General features: G+C 57.4%; 23 protein-coding genes. 12 read left to right on the top strand and 11 right to left on the bottom strand.

Translation table 11 applies throughout. The features are described from left to right. Nucleotides 1–15: 15 nt before the first annotated feature. From AB6729_RS14165 to AB6729_RS14150, 4 genes are all read left to right on the top strand, one after another. Nucleotides 16–237 (top strand): hypothetical protein, encoded by a 222-nt coding sequence (locus AB6729_RS14165; protein WP_371082274.1) that lies wholly within the window; start codon nucleotides 16–18, stop codon nucleotides 235–237. 206 nt (nucleotides 238–443) lie between these two features. After that, entirely contained in the window at nucleotides 444–725 is a 282-nt protein-coding gene (locus tag AB6729_RS14160; protein WP_371082273.1) for a BrnT family toxin, read from the top strand. Further along, nucleotides 709–933 (top strand): hypothetical protein, encoded by a 225-nt coding sequence (locus tag AB6729_RS14155; RefSeq protein WP_371082272.1) that lies wholly within the window; start codon nucleotides 709–711, stop codon nucleotides 931–933. The genes AB6729_RS14160 and AB6729_RS14155 overlap by 17 nt, the downstream gene beginning before the upstream one ends. A 545-nt stretch (nucleotides 934–1,478) precedes the next feature. After that, nucleotides 1,479–1,793: a hypothetical protein gene (locus tag AB6729_RS14150; RefSeq protein WP_371082271.1), complete on the top strand. Its 315-nt coding sequence runs from the start codon at nucleotides 1,479–1,481 to the stop codon at nucleotides 1,791–1,793. A gap of 46 nt (nucleotides 1,794–1,839) precedes the next feature. Here AB6729_RS14150 and AB6729_RS14145 read toward each other — a convergent pair whose 3' ends face one another. The 3 genes from AB6729_RS14145 to AB6729_RS14135 form a co-directional block, all read right to left on the bottom strand. Next, nucleotides 1,840–3,384 carry a zinc dependent phospholipase C family protein gene (locus AB6729_RS14145; protein WP_371082270.1) on the bottom strand — a complete coding sequence of 515 codons (1,545 nt, stop codon included), beginning with the start codon at nucleotides 3,382–3,384 and terminating at the stop codon, nucleotides 1,840–1,842. Nucleotides 3,385–3,555: 171 nt separating this feature from the next. Beyond that, on the bottom strand, nucleotides 3,556–4,215 hold the full coding sequence (locus AB6729_RS14140; protein WP_371082269.1) for a BON domain-containing protein: 660 nt from the start codon (nucleotides 4,213–4,215) through the stop codon (nucleotides 3,556–3,558). Nucleotides 4,216–4,364: 149 nt separating this feature from the next. After that, a complete protein-coding gene (locus AB6729_RS14135) occupies nucleotides 4,365–5,354 on the bottom strand; it encodes an AraC family transcriptional regulator (RefSeq protein WP_371082268.1) in 990 nt (329 codons plus the stop codon). 98 nt (nucleotides 5,355–5,452) lie between these two features. Between AB6729_RS14135 and AB6729_RS14130 the strand changes: the two genes are divergently transcribed. From AB6729_RS14130 to AB6729_RS14100, 7 genes are all read left to right on the top strand, one after another. After that, nucleotides 5,453–6,343, top strand: a complete 891-nt coding sequence (locus AB6729_RS14130; protein ID WP_371082267.1) for an SDR family oxidoreductase — start codon at nucleotides 5,453–5,455, stop codon at nucleotides 6,341–6,343. A gap of 150 nt (nucleotides 6,344–6,493) precedes the next feature. Next, nucleotides 6,494–7,129, top strand: coding sequence for a DUF305 domain-containing protein (locus AB6729_RS14125; protein ID WP_371082266.1), 636 nt, complete (start codon nucleotides 6,494–6,496; stop codon nucleotides 7,127–7,129). Next, nucleotides 7,126–9,129 (top strand): LVIVD repeat-containing protein, encoded by a 2,004-nt coding sequence (locus tag AB6729_RS14120; RefSeq protein WP_371082265.1) that lies wholly within the window; start codon nucleotides 7,126–7,128, stop codon nucleotides 9,127–9,129. Before AB6729_RS14125 ends, AB6729_RS14120 begins: the two co-directional genes overlap by 4 nt. 106 nt (nucleotides 9,130–9,235) lie before the next feature. Next, entirely contained in the window at nucleotides 9,236–9,853 is a 618-nt protein-coding gene (locus AB6729_RS14115) for a hypothetical protein (protein WP_371082264.1), read from the top strand. Continuing rightward, on the top strand, nucleotides 9,846–10,220 hold the full coding sequence (locus AB6729_RS14110) for a transcriptional regulator (protein WP_371082263.1): 375 nt from the start codon (nucleotides 9,846–9,848) through the stop codon (nucleotides 10,218–10,220). Before AB6729_RS14115 ends, AB6729_RS14110 begins: the two co-directional genes overlap by 8 nt. A 53-nt stretch (nucleotides 10,221–10,273) precedes the next feature. After that, nucleotides 10,274–11,680 carry a cell envelope integrity protein CreD gene (gene creD, locus AB6729_RS14105; RefSeq protein ID WP_371082262.1) on the top strand — a complete coding sequence of 469 codons (1,407 nt, stop codon included), beginning with the start codon at nucleotides 10,274–10,276 and terminating at the stop codon, nucleotides 11,678–11,680. 89 nt (nucleotides 11,681–11,769) lie between these two features. Beyond that, the gene (locus AB6729_RS14100) at nucleotides 11,770–12,264 is read left to right on the top strand and encodes a hypothetical protein (RefSeq protein ID WP_371082261.1); all 495 of its coding nucleotides are present in this window, start codon (nucleotides 11,770–11,772) and stop codon (nucleotides 12,262–12,264) included. Here the strand turns inward: AB6729_RS14100 and AB6729_RS14095 are convergent. The 3 genes from AB6729_RS14095 to AB6729_RS14085 are packed head-to-tail and all read right to left on the bottom strand — an operon-like array spanning nucleotide 12,231 to nucleotide 14,220. Beyond that, nucleotides 12,231–12,935, bottom strand: a complete 705-nt coding sequence (locus tag AB6729_RS14095) for a hypothetical protein (protein ID WP_371082260.1) — start codon at nucleotides 12,933–12,935, stop codon at nucleotides 12,231–12,233. The two genes, AB6729_RS14100 and AB6729_RS14095, sit on opposite strands and share 34 nt — an antisense overlap. Next, a complete protein-coding gene (locus AB6729_RS14090) occupies nucleotides 12,932–13,663 on the bottom strand; it encodes a hypothetical protein (RefSeq protein WP_371082259.1) in 732 nt (243 codons plus the stop codon). Before AB6729_RS14090 ends, AB6729_RS14095 begins: the two co-directional genes overlap by 4 nt. Then, entirely contained in the window at nucleotides 13,660–14,220 is a 561-nt protein-coding gene (locus tag AB6729_RS14085) for an RNA polymerase sigma factor (protein WP_371082258.1), read from the bottom strand. Before AB6729_RS14085 ends, AB6729_RS14090 begins: the two co-directional genes overlap by 4 nt. Nucleotides 14,221–14,356: 136 nt before the next feature. On the opposite strand from AB6729_RS14085, the gene AB6729_RS14080 reads away from it, so the two are divergent. Next, nucleotides 14,357–15,754, top strand: a complete 1,398-nt coding sequence (locus AB6729_RS14080) for a hypothetical protein (RefSeq protein WP_371082257.1) — start codon at nucleotides 14,357–14,359, stop codon at nucleotides 15,752–15,754. A 73-nt stretch (nucleotides 15,755–15,827) separates the two neighbouring features. On the opposite strand, the gene AB6729_RS14075 is transcribed toward AB6729_RS14080, so the two are convergent. From AB6729_RS14075 to AB6729_RS14055, 5 genes are all read right to left on the bottom strand, one after another. Next, nucleotides 15,828–16,052: a hypothetical protein gene (locus AB6729_RS14075; protein WP_156785143.1), complete on the bottom strand. Its 225-nt coding sequence runs from the start codon at nucleotides 16,050–16,052 to the stop codon at nucleotides 15,828–15,830. 52 nt (nucleotides 16,053–16,104) lie between these two features. Continuing rightward, the gene (rpsD, locus tag AB6729_RS14070; protein ID WP_371082256.1) at nucleotides 16,105–16,728 is read right to left on the bottom strand and encodes a 30S ribosomal protein S4; all 624 of its coding nucleotides are present in this window, start codon (nucleotides 16,726–16,728) and stop codon (nucleotides 16,105–16,107) included. A 154-nt stretch (nucleotides 16,729–16,882) separates the two neighbouring features. Then, on the bottom strand, nucleotides 16,883–17,935 hold the full coding sequence (plsX, locus tag AB6729_RS14065) for a phosphate acyltransferase PlsX (RefSeq protein WP_371082255.1): 1,053 nt from the start codon (nucleotides 17,933–17,935) through the stop codon (nucleotides 16,883–16,885). A 27-nt stretch (nucleotides 17,936–17,962) separates the two neighbouring features. After that, nucleotides 17,963–18,148, bottom strand: a complete 186-nt coding sequence (gene rpmF, locus AB6729_RS14060) for a 50S ribosomal protein L32 (RefSeq protein WP_371082254.1) — start codon at nucleotides 18,146–18,148, stop codon at nucleotides 17,963–17,965. Nucleotides 18,149–18,269: 121 nt separating this feature from the next. After that, nucleotides 18,270–18,830 carry a DUF177 domain-containing protein gene (locus AB6729_RS14055; protein WP_371082253.1) on the bottom strand — a complete coding sequence of 187 codons (561 nt, stop codon included), beginning with the start codon at nucleotides 18,828–18,830 and terminating at the stop codon, nucleotides 18,270–18,272. Nucleotides 18,831–18,849: the final 19 nt, after the last annotated feature.

The raw sequence follows: 18,849 nt of genomic DNA, 5'->3' as shown, positions 1-18,849 counted from the left end.
CATTAGAGGAGGAGCATGCGGAGCCTAGCCTCACTCTTATCCGAAGTCCGTCGAGCGATCCCCGTTGGGGACCACGAGGCACAGGCGAACGCAACGGCACCCATCAAAGACCACGTCGACCTAAGCGAGTACCGCCCCATCACACCGCAGGAAAAGTCCCTCCTCACCGCCATGCTCCACGGCAGCGGCCCCGCAACCCTCGCCTTCCTGCCCCAACTCGAACGGCCACAGCAATAAGCGCCAAAGGCGCGACGAAATATTAGCCTGGGCCGAAGACCCAGGTATCAGCCCCAAAAACAAAAGGGCGCGGCCAACAACTCCAACAGGAGGGCAGACCCAACACCGCGCTCTCACAACGCTCATGGCTGGCCGCGAAGCGATACAAGGCCAAGAGAGAATTAATACCCCACTTATCCACATGAGTTTTCGGTTTTACTCATGCCATGCAGCCGCTCAACTTCACGTACGATCCAGCGAAGGCTAAAAGTAATCTCCGCAAACATGGCGTATCCTTCGCGGAAGCCGAGACGGTCTTTCTCGATCCCCTAGCCTCCACCTTGCCGGACGATCAACATTCCATCGACGAACAGCGCTACATAACCGTCGGCACATCCTCCCAGGGACGCGTTCTGTTTGTCGTTTACACTGAAACCGAATCCACCGTGCGCATCGGCGCGCGTCTCGCAACTGCGACGGAACGCCACCAATATGAAGAAGTCGGCTGAACTCGACCCACTCGCGGAGCGCCCCAATCTCGACTTCAGCAAAGGCGTGCGTGGCAAACACCATGATCGCGCAATGGCGTCGCGAAATACCATCGTTCTGGACGCCGATCTTCTCGACACCTTCCCCGATTCCGAGTCTGTGAACGCCGCTCTCCGCATCCTCAAGCAGGCCGCCGGTAGCATCGCGAAGCGATCTTCCGCCGCATAAGGCCGAGTCTTTCTTTCGGAAAGGGCAGGGCTTCAGCCCTGCTGTAAAAGACCGACAAAAGAAAAGGCGCGGCCAACAAATCCAGCAGGAGGGCAGGTCCAATCCCGCGCCCTCACAACCGCTCATGGCTGGCCTCACGCCGCAGCCCCGGAGAGGGCACGAAATATCCTGTCAAGCCCCCAAACCACCCAACTTCAACAAACCAAAAGAAATTGAGTTGGCATGTTATTTCCATGCAGCCGCTAAACTAAGAACAGGCATAACTTCGCCTCGTCGAGTCCTAAGTTAAATCTTTTAGAAAGAGGATTCTGCCTCTAACCCCAATGCGCAGACGATTTTAGCGCCATCCGCAAAGTAAACCCAATGGAAAGACGATTTTAGAAAAACAGGGGGGGAGGGGTACTCCTCCGGGAATAGCCATGTATAACTATGCACAAATCCGCATAGTTATACATAAATGGCTCATTATGTTGTATTTGCTGGAAATTAACTCGACTTTGTCACTTATCTGGGTCAGACTTGAATAAGTAACAAAGGGTATTTTTATGTTCCACAAGCATGCAGCAAATACATTCCTCCAGAATAAAGGTCCTCGTCTCGTCACCTCACAGGACAACGCAAACTCCGCGTCGTCCTCGTCGCTGCCAGAACTGGTAGCCATTGCTTCGCGGCGCTGCTCGTCCTTCTTTGCAGAAGCGGCAGTGCTGGTTCTGGTCTTCGGCATTCTGGACTTCTTCTTCCAGCGTGGACACATCTCGCTGGTGTGGGCTGCGGGTGCGCTGATGATCAGCGTTGGCCTGCTGGCGGCCAGTGTCGTCACGGACTTCACCGCCCGCCGCTGGCTTGGAGCCCATCCCTAGCGTCTCTGCTGAGGATCACGAATAACGGCAATTCGCATCGCTCTACTTACTTGCTTCCGCCTGCGACATCTGGTTCGTCGTCGTCCCCTTCACCGAAGGTTGGATACGGTGTCGGCTCGCTGCTGGTGCTCATCGCGCTCAGCGTTGTCAGATCGGCCTGTAACTGCTTCCACTGATCCGGGTGTTTGCGGGTGTCAAAGGGCAGATTCATGTTGGAGTAGTAAGCCAGGATGTCCCGCTTGATGCCAGGCGGGATCGCCAACCCAGGCTGCGCGGCCAGCGTGTGCGCCAGTTTGCAGAAGGTCTGGTCTGTGAGCGGATAGCCAGACGGCCGCACGACCACGCCTGTATCCAGATCGCGATTGGCCAGCGGATGTCGCGGATCGGGCGGCGTCCGCGTGCCACGTTGTTCGATTGCCAGGGATGTTCCGTTGGCCAACGTTCCAGCAGGCAGTAAGTCGTCCGGGGCGCGCGTTGTTGTCGAAGAAGCGACGTTCGCGAGCGCCGGGACGATCTCACCTGTGAGTTCTGCGTCCAGCTTCCCTGTTGTTGCGGGCGGTAGCGTTGCCACTGGCACAACCGTTGCCGGTGGGGGTGTGAAGCGTCGCAACGCCGCATTCAGTCTGTCTGTGGAGACGAGCACTGAGTGGATGTATTCGGCTTCGGTATCGGTCGTGGGACCTTTCACGGCAACCAGGCTGATGGGGCCGACCTTCGGCAGAATCCACAACAGGCCCGCAAGGGAATACGTACCGATACCGGGCTTCTGGCGATAGTCGTCCCAATGGTTCTGCGCGGCGACGGTGGCAATCTCCGCGTCGAGTTTGCGCACGTCATCACTGGGCATTTCCTGCGGCAGTTTGCCACGATGCAGCAGCGTAACAGCATACGCAATGCGTGGGATGAAGCTGCGCACGGAGAAGCGATAGCCGCGCACGTTGATGCGGTGTGTGCGCTTCACGGTAAAGTCGGCGCGGATGCCGTAGGTCTGGTAGTAGGCCAGCGACAACTGGCGCGTGGAAACCTCAAGTCCCACATGCCGCAGATAGGATTGCGGAGCAAGACGGTGGTGCGCCACCTCGTTGATGTCGAAAGCAAACTCCACGCGAACGTGCTGGTGTTCGCCCTGCACGTAGTTCACGGTGTTTCCGTAACGCTCCTGCAGTTTGTGGAACTCCACGGGAACAGCGCGGTTGGTGGCGGTGGCGTGCCCCACGTTGTCGCCGATGTAATGCGATAGAGCACCGATGGCGAAGGCGAGTTCGTTGGCGTTCTGCGCGTTGCGGAAGAGGTTCACAACGAAGTCGCCACTGCGCACGTAATGCGTGAGGTTGCTGAAGAAGGCGTCGCCGAAGGGATAGTAGCCGATGTCCTGGATGACACATCCGCCGTAGGCATAGGCGCGCGCCTGCTCCAGTTGCTCGGGCGTTAACGAGGGATAGCGGCTGCGCAGGAGCGGAACGATGGATGCGTCCCATGTGAGGTCGATGAGTTGCTCGTGCGTCATGACGGAGTAGCCGCGGGCCAGCTGACCGCCACCCACGCCAAACAAACAGACCAGCCAGAGAAAGCATCGGCGAAGAGATTTCATGGGGCTAAGGGACATGGGAGCCCTAAGAGTACGCCCTTGGCCGCGATGGGTGCCAGAACTCTTACAGGATGAGTTTGTCAGGATCGAACGAAGAGTCAACTGCACTTCCATCACAACAAAACGAAAGCCCCTTCGTCCATGCGAAAGGGCTTTTCTTCCTGATGCTTACAGCTATTTTTCCTTGGGTACTTCGCCGGGCCACATGAGGTCGTTGTCCACGGAAAAGGCACCGGGCGTGGAGTTGGCCTGCATGAATGCGATATTGGCGTCGGACTCGTTGTTGACCACGCCGGTAAGGATGACATGGCCGTTGTTCACGATGATGTGGATGGCGTGGTAGCCCTGTGGCGGATCCTGCGTGATGCCACCAGCGCGACGTGCTACAGAGGGGAACATGCCGAAGCCCACCGGGCTGCCCGTATATTTACGCAGCACAGCGTTGCTATAGACGCGTGTGTACACACCCACGCGAATCTGGTCGTCAAAGGGCGAGTTGGGCAGAACCTTGATCTGGTTAACGACACTGGCCACACCCTGAATCTTTTTCACGGCACGTTCGGCATCGCTCTTTAACGTGGGACGTGAAGCGTATCCGCGCAGCACAATGCTTTTGCCCTGGATACTGAAACTGAGCGAATCGAACACGCCGTAATTCGTCAGGCTGAGCAGTTCATGCCGCACCTGCTGCACGATGCGCTGCGCATCTTCAGGTGCCCATGTTTTCTGGTTGTATTCCTGCTGCTGCGGTGTAGCAGCAGCCTGTTGCTGTGCCACGATGCCCTGTCCCGCACACAGTGCTGCCGTTATGGTCCAAAGCAGAATCTTCTTCATTGCTGACGTTCCTCCGTACTTCAACGTTCCGGCATGAACTGATCCGAAAGGATGCTTCCGCGCAGTTAAGATGCCGGAAGCAGGCTGGTTAGCTGTTCGGAGAATCAACAAAATTTTGCTGTTACGTCCGAAGTGCGATTGCGGCCAGATCACGGTGTGACGGGGCGTGCGTAACGCTTGGGAGAGCAGCCCATGACGCGTCGAAACGCTTTGCCGAACGCACTGGGGGAGTCGTAACCCAGCGAATGCGCGATGGCGGAGAGACCTTCGGAGGAGTTTCTGAGACGGTCAGCCGCCAACAACATCCGCCACCGTGTCAGATATTCCATGGGTGTGGCGCCTACAGTTTCACGGAATCGGTGGGCAAAGACAGAGCGCGACATGCCGACACGTTGAGCCAGCGAATGCAGTGTCCAGGGATGGCCTGGATCGTTGTGCAGGCAGGCGATGGCTGCGCTCATGTGCCGGTCTGACAATGCGGAAAGCCATCCGGGGGCAATGCTTGCTGCATCGGCCAGATGCAGCCGCAGCGCCTGAATCAACATCATGTACGCGAGCTGCTCGGCAATCAGGGAACCACCGGGCTGCGGGTTGCGCAATTCCTCACGCATGCGCTCCAACGACCATCGCAGTGCGGCCTTATCCTGTTCGCGGCGGATGTGCACGACGGGCGGCAGGGACTGTAGAAGCATCTCAGCATGGCTGCCAGTGAAGGCGAAGAAGCCTCCAGCCATGTATCGCGCGCCATAGTTCAGCGGCGGCGTTTCCGCATTTTTCTTCAGGCAGTCCAGCACTATGTTGTACGGAACAGGCTTCAGGGTGAGATCGCTGGTGAGTTGAAATGGGCGACCGCGCGGCAGGATGAAACAGTCGCCGACATTCATCTCGATGGGGTCGGCAAGCCCTTCCAACACCAGCCAGAATTTGCCTGCCAGAACCGCGTAACACTTGATGCCCTGGTGTTTCGGGAAGGCGATGGCCAGATCGTCCGGAATGGCGAAACCACCACAGGCGAGACTGCGCGGCTTGAGCAGGGACAGAACCTCAGAAAGAGGATCGACCGTTTGGCCGTGGCCAAAGACCGCTGCAGTAGCGAGTTGCAGATCCGGAGCTTCTGTCGGGACGATTGAGCCATTCATGCGGACTATCAGTATAGATCGTCCCAGGCAGCGCTCCCATCTACTGAATCGACGGCTGACGAAGACGATTTCGCGTCGTTCCAATAAGGAGATTCACCATGCGCATTTTTGTTACGGGAGCAACAGGGTTCATCGGTTCCGCGCTTGTGCCGGAGCTGATTCAGGCGGGGCACCAGGTGGTGGGACTGACACGTTCAGAGGCAGGTGCGGAGGCTCTGCAGGCTGCTGGCGCACAACCCCTTCATGGCAACATTGAAGACCTGGACAGCCTGCGCAAAGGAGCCGCTGATTCTGACGGCGTGATTCACCTGGCCTTTAACCATGACTTTTCGCGGTTTCAGCAGAACTGCGAAGATGACCGCAAGGTGATTGAAGCTATCGGCGAAGTGCTTGCAGGATCGAATCGCCCTTTTATCGTCACTTCCGGAACAGCCATTGCCGCGAATGTCGACGGCAAGCCCTCCACTGAAGATGGCCCGCTGGCTCCGTGGAATCCGCGTGGCGCTTCCGAAGCCGCAGTGAGAGTGCTGACGGAGCGCGGTGTGAATACGTCGGTAGTACGACTGCCGCAGGTGCATGACACGCGCAGGCAGGGGCTGGTGCCGTATCTTCTGGCCATTGCGCGGGAAAAGGGTGTGTCCGCATACATTGGCGAAGGGAAAAACCGCTGGCCCGCGGCGCATGTCACTTCGGTGGCGGAGCTCTATCGTCTGGCATTTGAGAAGGCAGAGCCGGGCGCGATCTATCACGCAGTAGACGAAGAAGGCGTGACGATGAACGAGATTGCAGAAGCACATGCCCGTGGGTTGAAGATTCCCGCGGTCAGCATCCCACTGGAGCAGGCGCAGGAACACTTCGGCTGGCTGGCCCACTTTGCGCCGCACGATATGCCTTCTTCCAGCGCGCTGACACAGAAGAAATTGAATTGGAAACCGAGTGGGCCAAGTCTGATTGCGGATCTGGACGCGATGGACTACTCGCAGGCTTAGCTCAAATGAAACATGCGCACTGGCTCCCTTCTGCGGGATGCTGGTGCGCTTTGTTTTTGCGGCGGAATCTGGCGGGAACCAAGGAGACTTGCGCTTCGTAAGAAGTGATTGACGCCATTGGCAGCGTGATAGTTTGTCCTTATCGGAATCGTGAAGAACTTCCCTACTTTCGTTTTGTTACTCAGCACAACGTTGTGCGCTGCACAGCAGAGGCCCAGTGTGGTGCAGCCGGGCGCTCCAGGGCAACCGTCGAAGCAGTTGCCCGCAGACACACATGGCACGCTGCCCGCACCATCGAAAGATGACATCAATTTCATGCAGGGCATGATCATGCATCACGGACAGGCGGTGGAGATGACGGAGATGATTCCGTCGCACACCACAGATCCGCAGATTCGACTGCTGGGCGCGAAGATTCGTTCCTCGCAAACAGATGAAATGAACTTCATGAAGCGCTGGCTCATTGCGCGTGGGCAGCCAACGAGCATGGCCATGCCGGGTATGCCGGAGATGGACATGAGCGGCCAGCCAATGAAGCCCATGCCCGGCATGCTGACACCGCAGCAGATGGATGCGCTGAAACAGGCGCACGGAGCTGAGTTTGACCACCTGTTCCTGACTGGAATGATTCAGCACCACAACGGTGCGCTGATGATGGTGAAGGACCTGTTTGCCTCTCCCGGAGCAGGACAGGACGCCGATCTATTCAATTTCGCCACGGATGCGGACAACACGCAGCGGGCGGAGATTCGCATAATGCAGGACATGTTGAAGGAGACCCGATGAACGCACGAATTACACGCTGGGCATGTGCGGCGCTTGCCGTTGCCATGCTCGGTCTTACCCCCATGCACTCGTTCGCGCAGGATGCAAAGTCTTCCGATGCGAAGTCCACTTCGAAGCCTCAGCCAAAGGATGAGCTGAACGAATTTGCAGCGCAGCCTGCGCCGCCGCTGCCTCCGGGCATGACCGGCTCAGACGTGAATGATCCGCGCTTCAAGCTGAAGCCAGGACTATACGATGCAGGCGAGATTGCCGTAGGCATGAAGCGCCTCACATCGCTGAAGAAGCCCGATGCATTCCAGCTTGGCACGCGTGATCCCAACGCAGCGAAGACTACGGAGACATTGAAGCAGGTCATCGCAGGTGATCCATCGAAGATTCCTGCGCCGCTGAAGCTTGTGCTCGCTGATCTTGGATTTGCCAACAGCGATTTCGCTTTTCAGAGCAAGTATCTGTTTCAGGGAAATTTCTATGGCGTAAGCATCTACGACATTAGCAATCCGGCAAAGACGTCGCTGGTAACGACAATGGTTTGCCCCGGTGGACAGGGCGACGTTTCTGTCTATGGCCACCTGATGTTCATGTCCGTCGAAATGCCAAATGGCCGCGTGGATTGCGGCACTCAGGGCTTTCCGCTGAACCCGCCGCTGCCGGAAGGCACCAAGCCAACGCGTGAGAACTCGATGCCTGCCGCATCGAAAGATCGCTTCCGTGGTGTGCGCGTGTTTGATCTCTCCGACATCAAAAATCCGAAGCAGGTAGCCGCAGTGCAGACCTGCCGCGGATCGCACACGCACACGCTGCTGGTCGATCCGAATGACAAGGACAACGTATATGTCTACGTCTCTGGAACATCGTTTGTGCGGCAAGGCGAAGAGCTTGCAGGCTGCAGCGGAGGAACGCCGGACAAGGACGAAAACACGGCACTATTCCGCATTGACGTGATCAAGGTGCCGGTTTCGCATCCACAGGATGCGGCGATTGTCAGTCATCCGCGCGTGTTTATGGATGCGCGCACAGGTGCGTTCAACGGCCTGAACAATGGTGGTAGCCACGAAGAGAAGGACCCCACGAAGAAGGCCGACACGAACCAGTGCCACGACATTACGGTGTATCCGCAGATGGGTCTGGCTGCCGGTGCATGTTCAGGCAACGGCTTGCTGCTGGACATCAAGGACCCCGTAAATCCGAAGCGTGTGGATGCCGTGAACGATCCCAACTATGCGTACTGGCACTCGGCTTCGTTCTCCAACGATGGAACGAAGGTGGTGTTCACCGACGAATGGGGCGGTGGTCTCGGTGCGCGTTGCCGTCCGAACGATCCACTGAAGTGGGGCGCAGACGCCATCTTTGCCATCAAGGATGACAAGCTTAGTTTTGAAAACTACTACAAGCTGCCTGCCGCCCAGGGCGATACGGAAAACTGCGTAGCGCATAATGGTTCACTCATCCCCGTGCCGGGCCGCGATATCGAAGTGCAGGCGTGGTATCAGGGCGGCCTGAGCATCATGGATTTCACTGATCCGAAGAAGCCGTTTGAGATTGCTTACTTCGATCGTGGTCCCATTGATCCGAAGATGCTGGTGCTGGGTGGTTACTGGTCCGGTTACTGGTTCAACGGCAACATCTACGGCAGCGAGATCTCGCGCGGCCTGGATGTGTTTGAGCTTCTGCCGTCGAAATTCCTGACGCAGAATGAAATCAACGCCGCAAAGACCGTGCATGTGAACGAACTGAACGTCCAGGATCAGCAGCGTATCGAGTGGCCGGCAAAGCTGGTTGTAGCGAAGGCCTATCTCGATCAATTGGAGCGCTCACAGGCACTTCCCTCAGCAAAAATTGCATCGCTGCGCAAAGCGATCAACTCCGCAGAAAAGTCAAAGCTGGCCGCAAAGGATGTGGCAAAACTGAAGACGGAAGCTGCCAGCATCACCGGTGGCACAGGCACAGATGCCAAGCGTATTGAAGCACTGACCGCAATCCTGAACAATCCCACGGTGTAATCCACCGCCTTCACAACAAACGGCCTCTGCCATTGCAGAGGCCGTTTTCTTTTTTTGCTTGCGGAATTTCATCGCGTTACTTTACATTGCAAAGTAGAGGGCACCCATGACGGATCTGCGGCGGGCGCTGGGAGACATTCACGCGATACGAAAGCAGGTGGCAGACCGCACCGAATTTCGCGGCTATGGACCCGCTGCGATGGCTTGCACTGCGCTGTTTGCGTTACTTGCAGCCACGGTACAGCCGTATCTGGCGCCTGATCCGGCACATATGCCCGTACGTTATCTGGCAGTGTGGTTTGCCGCCGCGGCATTGTCATTGTTGCTGTCTGCAGTAACGGTATATACGCGCAGCCGCCGCATACACTCAGGCTTGTCTGACGAGATGATACGCATGGCAGCGCAGCAGTTTATCCCTGCAGTGGGTGCGGGATTGCTGGTAACACTGGTGATGGTGTTTGCAGTACCGCATGTGGTGTGGATGTTGCCGGGTTTGTGGCAGGTGATCTTCAGCCTGGGAGTATTTTCCTCTTGCCGTTCGTTGCCGCGAACGATGTTTGCGCCTGCGTGTCTCTACCTGGGAACAGGCATTGCTGCGATGGCTATAGGCGATACACGCGCTCTATCGCCTTGGGTGATGGGCGTGCCGTTCGCACTGGGACAGATGATGATTGCAGCAGTGCTTCGCTTTGATGGTGCTGCCGAGGAGGATGTCGATGCCTGAACAGGAAGGACGATTCGCATACGAAGGGCTGGACCGGCTGATTCATGAGCGCGCACGGTTGAGCGTGTTGACCTCGCTGCTGACGCATCCAAAAGGGCTGACCTTCGTGGCGCTGAAAGCGATGTGTTCTCTGACGGATGGCAATCTGAGCCGCCACCTGAGCATCCTGGAGCAGGATGGCATGGTGGTAATCGAAAAGGGACACGAGAAGAATCGCCCGCAAACACTGTGCCGTATTACCGCACATGGAAAGAAACGCTACCTGGAATATCTGGAGACCCTGGAGCAGGTGGTTCGTGATGCAGCAAAAGTAGCCGAGGGATCCAAAGCAAATACTCGCGGACGCATGCGTCCCGCCCAAGCTTAATTTTTTTACTAGAAACTTTGTATTGCAAAGTAATTTATAGGAGAGAGTTTCATATGGCATCCACGTCCCCTGTATCACCTCTCAGTGCAACTGCTGGCCGTTTCTTCACCAGCGTATCGATGGGCATGAAACTTTTTGTCCTGACACTGCTCACACTTATCCTGAGCCTGTTCGCCATATGGATCAATGGTCTGGTGGAGGAACGAACGGATCGCAAAGGCGACGTTGTAAAGGAAATCAGCAGCAGTGTGGGTGGTGCACAAACACTGCTGGGGCCAACGCTGCTGATCCCGTATTCCATTCCCGCGGAAGAAAAGACGCCGGAGCGGCATGAGGTGTATTTCCTCTCCGCCACCGATGCCAATGCAACGGTGAAGACACAAACACAGGAACGGCGACGCTCGTTGTTTCGTGTGCCGGTATTCCAGGCAGACGCAGAGATGCACGCCACGTTTGATACGAGCCATGTAAGTTCGAATCTGCCGCAGAACGCACGCGTCGCATGGCAAAATGCAGAGATTGTCGTGGGCATGAGTGATGCGCGAGGCGCGCAGTCGGATGCCGTAGCGGAGTTTGATGGTGCGGCACACACGCTGCAGCCTTCGCGCATCTGGCCCCGCATGGCGCTTTCGTCAGAACAGAATGCGAAGTCCGTTGCACTGTTTGGCACGAGTGTCAGCAATGCGATGGAACGAGGTGCTGTCACGCCTGTAACGGTGAAGATGAAGTTGTCTGGCGCACAACACATCGCATTGCTTGCGTATGGACGATCAACACGCGTAACGCAAATGGGCGACTGGCCGAGCCCCGGATTTGATGGCGCGTTTGCGCCTATATCGCGCGAAGTAACACCACAGGGATTCCGCGCAACATGGAACATTCCCTTCACTGCGCGCGGAGTGGCTGCGGAAGGTATTGCGGGAAACATTAGCGGCCTGGACGGCACCACGATGGGGGTTTCGTTAGTGGAGGTGGCCGATCCCTATCAGTCCGTGACCCGCGCGCTGAAATATGCACCACTCTTTCTCGGCGTCATTTTTCTTTCCTACTTTGTGTTTGAAGCAACGACTGGGAGACGCGTACATGTGGCGCAGTATGTGCTGGTGGGCGTGGCACAGCTAATTTTCTATTTACTGTTGCTTTCATTCGCAGAACACATCGGTTTCAGCGGGGGCTTTGCACTAGGCGGTGGCGCTACCGTGTTGCTGCTGGCGACAAACGCGGGATTGATCTTCGCATCGCGAGTACAGGCGATACGTGCGCTAGGTGTATTTGGAGTGCTGTATTCCATGATCTATCTATTACTGCGGCTTGAAGACAATGCACTGATGGTGGGCGCGATTGGCAGCTTCCTGACCGTAGCCGCAGCGATGTACTTTACACGGAGCATGGATTGGTTTGGGAAGGTGAAGTCACCAGGAGAAACGGAAAATCCGGCACTGCGTGTGGGTGAATTGTGATCGCTGTCATGTAGGGCTTCCGTAGCAGTGTAAGGACAGCTAAGCTAGTTACGACTCTCATAAAAGAACATCTGCTGAAACGAATTCGCGTGTGGCTTACAGTGTTTATTGTTGGATTGGTGCTAAGTGGCGTCACGGCATTTCCGCTTGAGACAGAATTGCTCTGGCTTGTTCGCATACTGCATGGATCGCTGTTCTTCCCCGTGGCACAAGCAACACATTTGCTGCCTTGGGTTGAGTATGTTTCTGCAGCGTTGCACGCGACAAACACGAGCTATCCATTTCTTGCGTATGGCACGGACTGGCTCGCATTTGGGCATCTTGTAATTGCCGTGGCCTTCATCGGGCCATGGATTGATCCGGTGCGTAACAAGTGGTTCGTCACATTCGGATTGATCGCGTGTGCAGGTGTCATCCCTTTGGCAATGATTGCTGGCGCCGTGCGTGGCATTCCCTTTGGATGGCGGCTGATCGATTGTTCCTTCGGTGTGTTTGGATGTATCCCGCTGCTGCTGGTGCAGCGGGACATCCGAAAGCTTGAGGCGATGGGCTACTTCACAACTTCGACAAGCCCGTCGATCTGAAGCTGACGCGTGCTGCCGATGACATCGATGTTCCCGAGATGTTGCGGCTTGTTCAATGTCAGATTCACTACGCCATTGATCATACTTTGACGGATAAGTGGATCTGCTGCCAGCACACTTGTTTTTTCCTGTGCAATCGCAGAACGCTCTACTTTGGTTTGCAGGCGAACGCCTTCCGAACCGTAAGCAGTGACGGTTGCTTCGAAGCTAAAACCCACATCCACATAGCTGGTTTGCTTCGCGATGGGGTCAGTGCCAACCGTTCCCGTCATCACGGGAACACGGTCGCCCTCTTTCAATTGCATGCGTTGTGCGGGTGCGAGCACCATGCTGTACTGCTGGATGCCAATGCGCTTGCCGTTCTCAGTTTCCGTGAAGATATAGGTGAGGCGATAGAGCGGCGCGGGAACGTCAAGCATGCGGAGCAGTTGGCTTACCTGTTCGTTCTGTTCCGGCGATCCACTGACTACGATCTGGCTCTGGCTGGGGACCAGAAAAATTCTCATGCCCTGCGCACCGATGTTGCGGATGGCCGTGAGTATCTCGTTCTGTTCCGACTGCGATGTAGCGTAGTGGAGTTGATAGTTGTGGATGGCGTAGCTCTGTTGTGTGTTGGATTGTGCGATGGCCGCGGGCATTGCAATGGCCAGGACAAGGACTGCGAACTTCATTGGACTCCTCCGGAAATTTTCTGGTGATAGATGGGCTGCACGTAGATGGGTTGTCCATCGAGAGGCTGTGCGGCGAAGTAATCGTTGTAAGCCTGCGCGTCTTCGTGCAGATGGCGTGCACGTGCGTCGGGTGTGTATTCGGCAAGTTGCGGTGAGTTGTCACGATGCATCATGCGAATCACCAGGCGCTCCTGTTCGGTGAGTGGAAGAGGCGGTTCAGGAATGTATTCGTGCGTCAACACGGCCACTTGTTCATGCGTTGGCCGTGAGGGCATACTGCTCTGTTCTGCCGGCTTTGCAGTGTGACGTGCGAGGTGCGGCTCAGATGCTTTCGTTGCGTGAAGTGGGCTTGATGGTTGAAGTGACAATGCCTCTTCGTGTGCGACCGTCCGCATGCCTTGGGCCTTTGCAGGATGAACGTTTCGTGGAACGCGCACAGCAAGAGCAATGATCGCAATCACAGCGCAAGCAACCGCGCCTGTGGTTACCCAATGCATCTTCGTGAAGGGAAAAGAAAGCAGGTCCTTCGGCTTCGCTGCGCTTCGCTCAGGATGACGGATGCGGAGAGAGAGGTTTTGCTCACGATGGCGGTTGATGAAAAAGAAGCTTCGCTGTGGCTCCTGCGATGCGGCACGCAAAGCCTCTTGCATGCGCGTCTCATAACCCTGCGGTGGATCGCTGGTGCGAAGCGCGTTGAGTACAACGTCTATGGATTCATCAGGCTTCATGCGTTCCTCCTTTTCTGATCTCGGTGTTCCACGCGTGCACGAAGGCGTGTGCGTGCACGAAAGAGCAGCGCCCGCACTGCAGATTCCGATTTCTGCAAGACATCCGCTATCTCCGCGGTTCCCATCTCGTCGATTGCGTTGAGCAGCAGTACATGGCGCTCTGCCTTGGGCAATCGTTCCATCTCATCCAGCACAACGCGCAGATGCATGGACTGTGCGAGCGCTTTATCCGCAGGCACTGTGGCGGATGCGAGCGCTTCGGCAAAAGCATCATCCATCTGCGATGGCCGAATGCGGCGTCGGCGGTCCAGTGCCAGGTTCCATGCAATGCGCACCAGCCACACGCGCATGTCGCGTACTTCCTGCAGCGTGTGATGATGCTGCAACACCCGCACAAAGGTTTCCTGCACCACGTCTTCCGCTTCCGCGCGATTGCGCAATGCGGCATGTGCCACCCGGAATAGCAGCGTGCCATACCGCGGCACCAGGGCAGCAATCGCATCCGCCGCAGCGATGTGCGTGGTCTGCTGTGTACTGTCCGTAACTGCCAAGGTCAAACGGCACCCTTCCGCGGAGATCATCATGGCTCTCTAACGGTACAGACGGGGAAGCTCACTGTGCGCTCGATATTTTTTCGTTTAGGCAGGATTTTGCTGGTGCAAGCCGTCAATGCATTCAGGCAGAATGCGGAACATGAACAACGCAAAGACGCAGCAACACTGGCGGAGCTGGGTATTGCCCATGGTGGTGGGGTTCCTTTCCGCGTGGCTGGTGGTGGCATTCGTGTCCGTGCCTGCAGCGCATTCGCTTACGTGGCCGCGGCTGTTCTCGCGTTCGGCATGGCTCATGGCGCTGGCGGCAGGATGCGCTCTGTGCATGATCTGGGGCATCTGCCGTGTCTTTCGTGAAGAACTTGGCGGACCGACAGCGTCGCTGCGAGCGTATGCATGGAGCGCGGCCATCTGGCTGCCGCTGTTGACGCTGGTATGGAATGAACACGCTGTGTGGCTAATGCTGGCTCCCTTGCCCATCGCCGCGATTCTGACACACTTCTTCCGTCGCCAGCATTTAGCAGCATCTGCATGGGAACAGGACGACATGCCGTCGCTGCCCGTGCGTGAGCTGTTTGATTCGCTGCGAAAACTTCGACGCACACCACCGGCGCGTGAAGCCATGCTGCTTGCCGCCCTGATCCTGGGAACGATCGCAGCGGTTGCAGGCGGACGAGATACCACTGCGATTTCGCTGATGATTGTGCTGACAGCCGCAACGGTGTGGTTCTTCACCACGCGCGCACCTGCAAATGTTGGCGTTACAGGACACATTGGAACGCGTGGACGACGCGCCGCTGTGCTTCCCTGCTTCCTGCTGACGTGTCTTGCGCTGACGCCGTTTCTGCGGATGGGGCTTGGCTCTTCCAGGGTCAGCTCCGTGGTGTTGGCAGGCGTACGGCAAACCATTCAGCCGCCGCGTATACAAAGCATCTTCCGTGGCTATCGCGGTATCGTGCTGCTGGCGCCGCCGATGCCGAAGCAGAAACTGGTAAACATCACACCGAAGACCATCGCGGCGATGTCACAAACCATGCGTCCCACGCAGCCTTTGGTGATCGCGTTTGATGGCGCGTATCACTACTTTGAAGTTCGCCCTGTTTCGGGTGCTACCGGCATACGCACGCAGCGCGGGGATCCGATCAAAGCCAACGTACATTCCGCAGACCAATCGCCACTGACGATGGAGGCAGTGCAACCACTGGTGAACCGCGTAGACGCAGCCTGCTGTTCCGCAATGCACGTGGCGCTGACGAACGCGGATACGCGCCTGGGGCGTGTGGATGTGGAATTGATTCTGCGCAACCGGCTGGCAAACGGTCACACATTGGAACGCTCACTGGGCCGCGTACCTGTAGTCTCCAGTCTGCAGAGCCCCATTTCGATCTATCGCCCGGCGGTTCGCGAAGACCTGCGCTTCTCTATGAAGAACGCAAGCGACATGGCCTTCAACGAGGTGGTGGTGAAGTTCCACCTTGCCACGCAACGCAATCTTTCCGGCGCAAAGATGCAGCTTCGCCAGTTTGAGCTGGTTCCGTAGCCGATTCGGTTATTGAGAAGAAAAGGCGGGACGGGGCTTCTTACCTAAGCAAGAGGCCCCGGCGGGAATGCGGCTAGTGGAGGACGCGGGCGGAAGCTGGGAGCGGTGGAAAGCCGCCTTCCAGTAGGAGCTGCTGTGCAGCGTCCTGGCACATGGTGAGCATGGCATGGAATGCTTCCGGCGCGAGGCGGAGGGTAACTCCGCCTACGGAGAGGTGAAGCGTGCCACAGCCGCAGAGGGAGACACCGCCGAGGCCTTCGCGTTCGGCAAGGAGATGATTGCGTACGGGAATGCACATGGCGATGGTTCTCCTGTTCTGCTGCGGTTGTGAAAGGTTGAGGGGGAACGGTTTAGACGCCGCGCTGCGCGTAGTATTCGGCCACCTGCTTGGCGTTCAGCTCGAAGGGGACATGGTGCGATCCCGGCATGCTGAGCACACGACCGTGCGTGTTGGTGCCCGGCGTGGCGAACTGCAGATAACTGGGCAGATCCAGCCGCGGGTTGGTGCGCGCCGGCTCTGTCATATTTCCCGCGGCGTACTCGGTCAGGCGCACGAAGTCGCCCACGCGGACCACAACGCTGCCAATGTTGACCGCGCGGCCATTCAACAGAACGTGGCCGTGGGACACCAGTTGGCGGGCAGCCGCAATACTGCGCGCAAAACCGAGACGGAACACAACATTGTCCAGGCGGCGCTCCAGCAGGCTGAGTAACTGTTCAATCCAGTTACCGGAGTTGCTGCCTCGGCGTGCCTCGCGGACAAAGCGGCGAAGCTGCTCTTCGCGCAGGCCATAGTGGAACATGACCTTCTGCTTCTCACGAAGCTGAACGGCAAATTCCGACGGCTTGCCCCTGCGGCTGGCCCCGTGTTGTCCGGGGGGATAGTTCCGTTTTTCCAGAGCGCCAGGCTTCCCAAGACCGGGTAGCTCGATGCCTAAGGCGCGTTGAATCTTGAATTTGGTTTTATGGCTCATGCTGTTTGCACTCCTTCCGAAGAGTCTGGAAAGAGCAACGCCCCTCAACGCTGCTTTGAATCGAAGACTAAATAAGTCCGAGATGAAGCGGAGACGAGATTTCAGCGAATGGCTGAAAATAAGACTTGAACGGTCTTATTTAAACAGCGATCGCTTAGGAAGGAATTTTGGCTTCGACGGAAGCTGTGCCGTTCGCCGCTTCCAGGGCCGCTTCAATGTGGCGGCTGACATCCGCCTGGGCAAACTGGCTGGCGACGCGGATAGCATTCAGGATGGCCGTTTCGTTCGACGATCCATGCCCGATGATGCATGCGCCACGCACACCCAGCAGCGGTGCGCCGCCGTATTCCGAGTGATCGAGGCGGCGTTTGAAGTTCTTGAATGCCTTGCGCGAAAGCAGCGCACCCACCTGTGAGGTGATGGTGGCTTTCAGGGTTTGCTTCAGGCTTTCGGAGACCAGCTTGGCAATGCCTTCCGAGGTCTTCAGCGCGACGTTGCCGACAAAGCCATCGCAGACCACCACATCGCAGCGGCCATTGAACAGGTCACGGCCTTCCACATTGCCCAGAAACTGGTAGATCACGTTGCGCTGATGCAGGTCACGCAGCAGCGGCAGGGTCTCGCGGGTCAGCGTGTTGCCCTTGGAGTCTTCTTCGCCAATGGACAGCAGGCCGACGCGCGGTTTGGGGATACCGAGCACGTTCTGCGCATAGATCTGCCCCATCAGGGCGAATTGAACGAGGTTGTGGGGGTCGCTGTCGACGTTGGCGCCGGAATCGAGCATGACGCAGGGCGAACCTGTCTGCGTGGGCAGCATGGTTGCCAGTGCGGGGCGATCGACGCCCTGCAACGTACCCAGCACCATCTTGGCCGTGGCCATGGCAGCGCCGGTGTTACCCGCAGTCACAAAACCGCGAGCCTTGCCCTCGCGGACCAGCTTCAGGCCAACACGCATGCTGCTGTCCCGCTTTTGCCGGACAGCCTGCGCAGCCTTGTCGTCCATGCTGATCCATTCGGAGGCATGTACCACCTCAATGGGCAGGCGTTCGCCCATCAAGTGCTGTTCCAGCGCCGGTGCGATCCGGTCTTCTGGACCTACCAGGTGCACGCGCACAGGAAAATGGCGGCACGCCGCAATGGCGCCGCGAATCTCCGGCTCGGGCCCCTTCTCGGAGCCCATTGCGTCAAGGACGATGTCAGTCAGCATTCAGAATGAATACGAATGCAGGTCTGCTTAAGCTTCCTTGGTCGCGGCCACAATGGCCCGACCACGGTACTCGCCGCACTTGGGGCAGGCGTGGTGCGGCAGCTTGCGCTCGCCGCAGCTGGGGCAGTTCGCAGAGTTGGGTGCAGTCAAAAAATCATGCGAGCGGCGCTTGGCCGTACGCTGCTTGGAATGGCGACGCTTTGGATTCGGCATCGGTCTTACCTTTCAATACGAAAAATCAGCACAATCGCCCCCGTTCACGCACATTTCTTACGCGTGTTCGGAAGCGTTCGCTACGAACTGGTGCAACCTCGCAGTGCCAGTATTCAGCACGTCACTTGCCGGAAGACTTCTCCACACCCAAGCCCTGAAGCGCACCCCACCGTGGATCCACAATTTGCTCTCCACAGTTACAGGTTGTCTCGTTCAGGTTCGCTCCGCAGTGCGGGCAAAGTCCCTTGCAATCCTCCCGGCAGAGCGAGCGTTCGGGCAGGGAAAGGAGCACCTGCTCGCGCACCGCGTCTTCCAGCAGAAGGCCGCTCGTTTCATAATACCCGATTTCTGTCTCGGCTTCACTGATACTGCGTTCGCCTGGGTCAGAATCCGCACCCGCTGGCCGAAAAACCAGGTCAAAGGTCTGTTCCACGTGTCGCTGAAGCGGCTCCAGACAACGACCGCACAACAATTCGAAATCGCCCGCAAGCTGTGCGCGCAGCCGAATGTCTTCCACAATCTCGCGGGGACCGCGATATTCTTCGAGACGCTCCGCCCTGCCCTTCACGCGTAACGGGCCAATCTGGCGGACATCGTGCGCATAGTCCACGGAACCAGGCTCCAGGCGAAGGTCCAGTGTCATTGGGTCGGGAACGAGATCGGCGGGGGTAATACGAGTCACCCTTCTATTATCCTCCACA

Origin of the sequence: Terriglobus sp. RCC_193, assembly GCF_041355105.1 — a bacterium.
In the GTDB taxonomy this organism is placed as follows: Bacteria; Acidobacteriota; Terriglobia; order Terriglobales; family Acidobacteriaceae; genus Terriglobus.
The sequence above is the reverse complement of the archived record's forward strand: the minus strand, read 5'-3'. Positions and strand labels throughout refer to the sequence as shown.

Bases quoted from the DNA above. Each gene is read 5' to 3' on its own strand.
- AB6729_RS14165 (WP_371082274.1), top strand. From the start codon at position 16: ATGCGGAGCCTAGCCTCACTCTTATCCGAAGTCCGTCGAGCGATCCCC.
- AB6729_RS14160 (WP_371082273.1), top strand. From the start codon at position 444: ATGCAGCCGCTCAACTTCACGTACGATCCAGCGAAGGCTAAAAGTAAT.
- AB6729_RS14155 (WP_371082272.1), top strand. From the start codon at position 709: ATGAAGAAGTCGGCTGAACTCGACCCACTCGCGGAGCGCCCCAATCTC.
- AB6729_RS14150 (WP_371082271.1), top strand. From the start codon at position 1,479: ATGTTCCACAAGCATGCAGCAAATACATTCCTCCAGAATAAAGGTCCT.
- AB6729_RS14145 (WP_371082270.1), bottom strand. From the start codon at position 3,384: ATGAAATCTCTTCGCCGATGCTTTCTCTGGCTGGTCTGTTTGTTTGGC.
- AB6729_RS14140 (WP_371082269.1), bottom strand. From the start codon at position 4,215: ATGAAGAAGATTCTGCTTTGGACCATAACGGCAGCACTGTGTGCGGGA.
- AB6729_RS14135 (WP_371082268.1), bottom strand. From the start codon at position 5,354: ATGAATGGCTCAATCGTCCCGACAGAAGCTCCGGATCTGCAACTCGCT.
- AB6729_RS14130 (WP_371082267.1), top strand. From the start codon at position 5,453: ATGCGCATTTTTGTTACGGGAGCAACAGGGTTCATCGGTTCCGCGCTT.
- AB6729_RS14120 (WP_371082265.1), top strand. From the start codon at position 7,126: ATGAACGCACGAATTACACGCTGGGCATGTGCGGCGCTTGCCGTTGCC.
- AB6729_RS14115 (WP_371082264.1), top strand. From the start codon at position 9,236: ATGACGGATCTGCGGCGGGCGCTGGGAGACATTCACGCGATACGAAAG.
- AB6729_RS14110 (WP_371082263.1), top strand. From the start codon at position 9,846: ATGCCTGAACAGGAAGGACGATTCGCATACGAAGGGCTGGACCGGCTG.
- creD (WP_371082262.1), top strand. From the start codon at position 10,274: ATGGCATCCACGTCCCCTGTATCACCTCTCAGTGCAACTGCTGGCCGT.
- AB6729_RS14095 (WP_371082260.1), bottom strand. From the start codon at position 12,935: ATGAAGTTCGCAGTCCTTGTCCTGGCCATTGCAATGCCCGCGGCCATC.
- AB6729_RS14090 (WP_371082259.1), bottom strand. From the start codon at position 13,663: ATGAAGCCTGATGAATCCATAGACGTTGTACTCAACGCGCTTCGCACC.
- AB6729_RS14080 (WP_371082257.1), top strand. From the start codon at position 14,357: ATGAACAACGCAAAGACGCAGCAACACTGGCGGAGCTGGGTATTGCCC.
- AB6729_RS14075 (WP_156785143.1), bottom strand. From the start codon at position 16,052: ATGTGCATTCCCGTACGCAATCATCTCCTTGCCGAACGCGAAGGCCTC.
- rpsD (WP_371082256.1), bottom strand. From the start codon at position 16,728: ATGAGCCATAAAACCAAATTCAAGATTCAACGCGCCTTAGGCATCGAG.
- plsX (WP_371082255.1), bottom strand. From the start codon at position 17,935: ATGCTGACTGACATCGTCCTTGACGCAATGGGCTCCGAGAAGGGGCCC.
- rpmF (WP_371082254.1), bottom strand. From the start codon at position 18,148: ATGCCGAATCCAAAGCGTCGCCATTCCAAGCAGCGTACGGCCAAGCGC.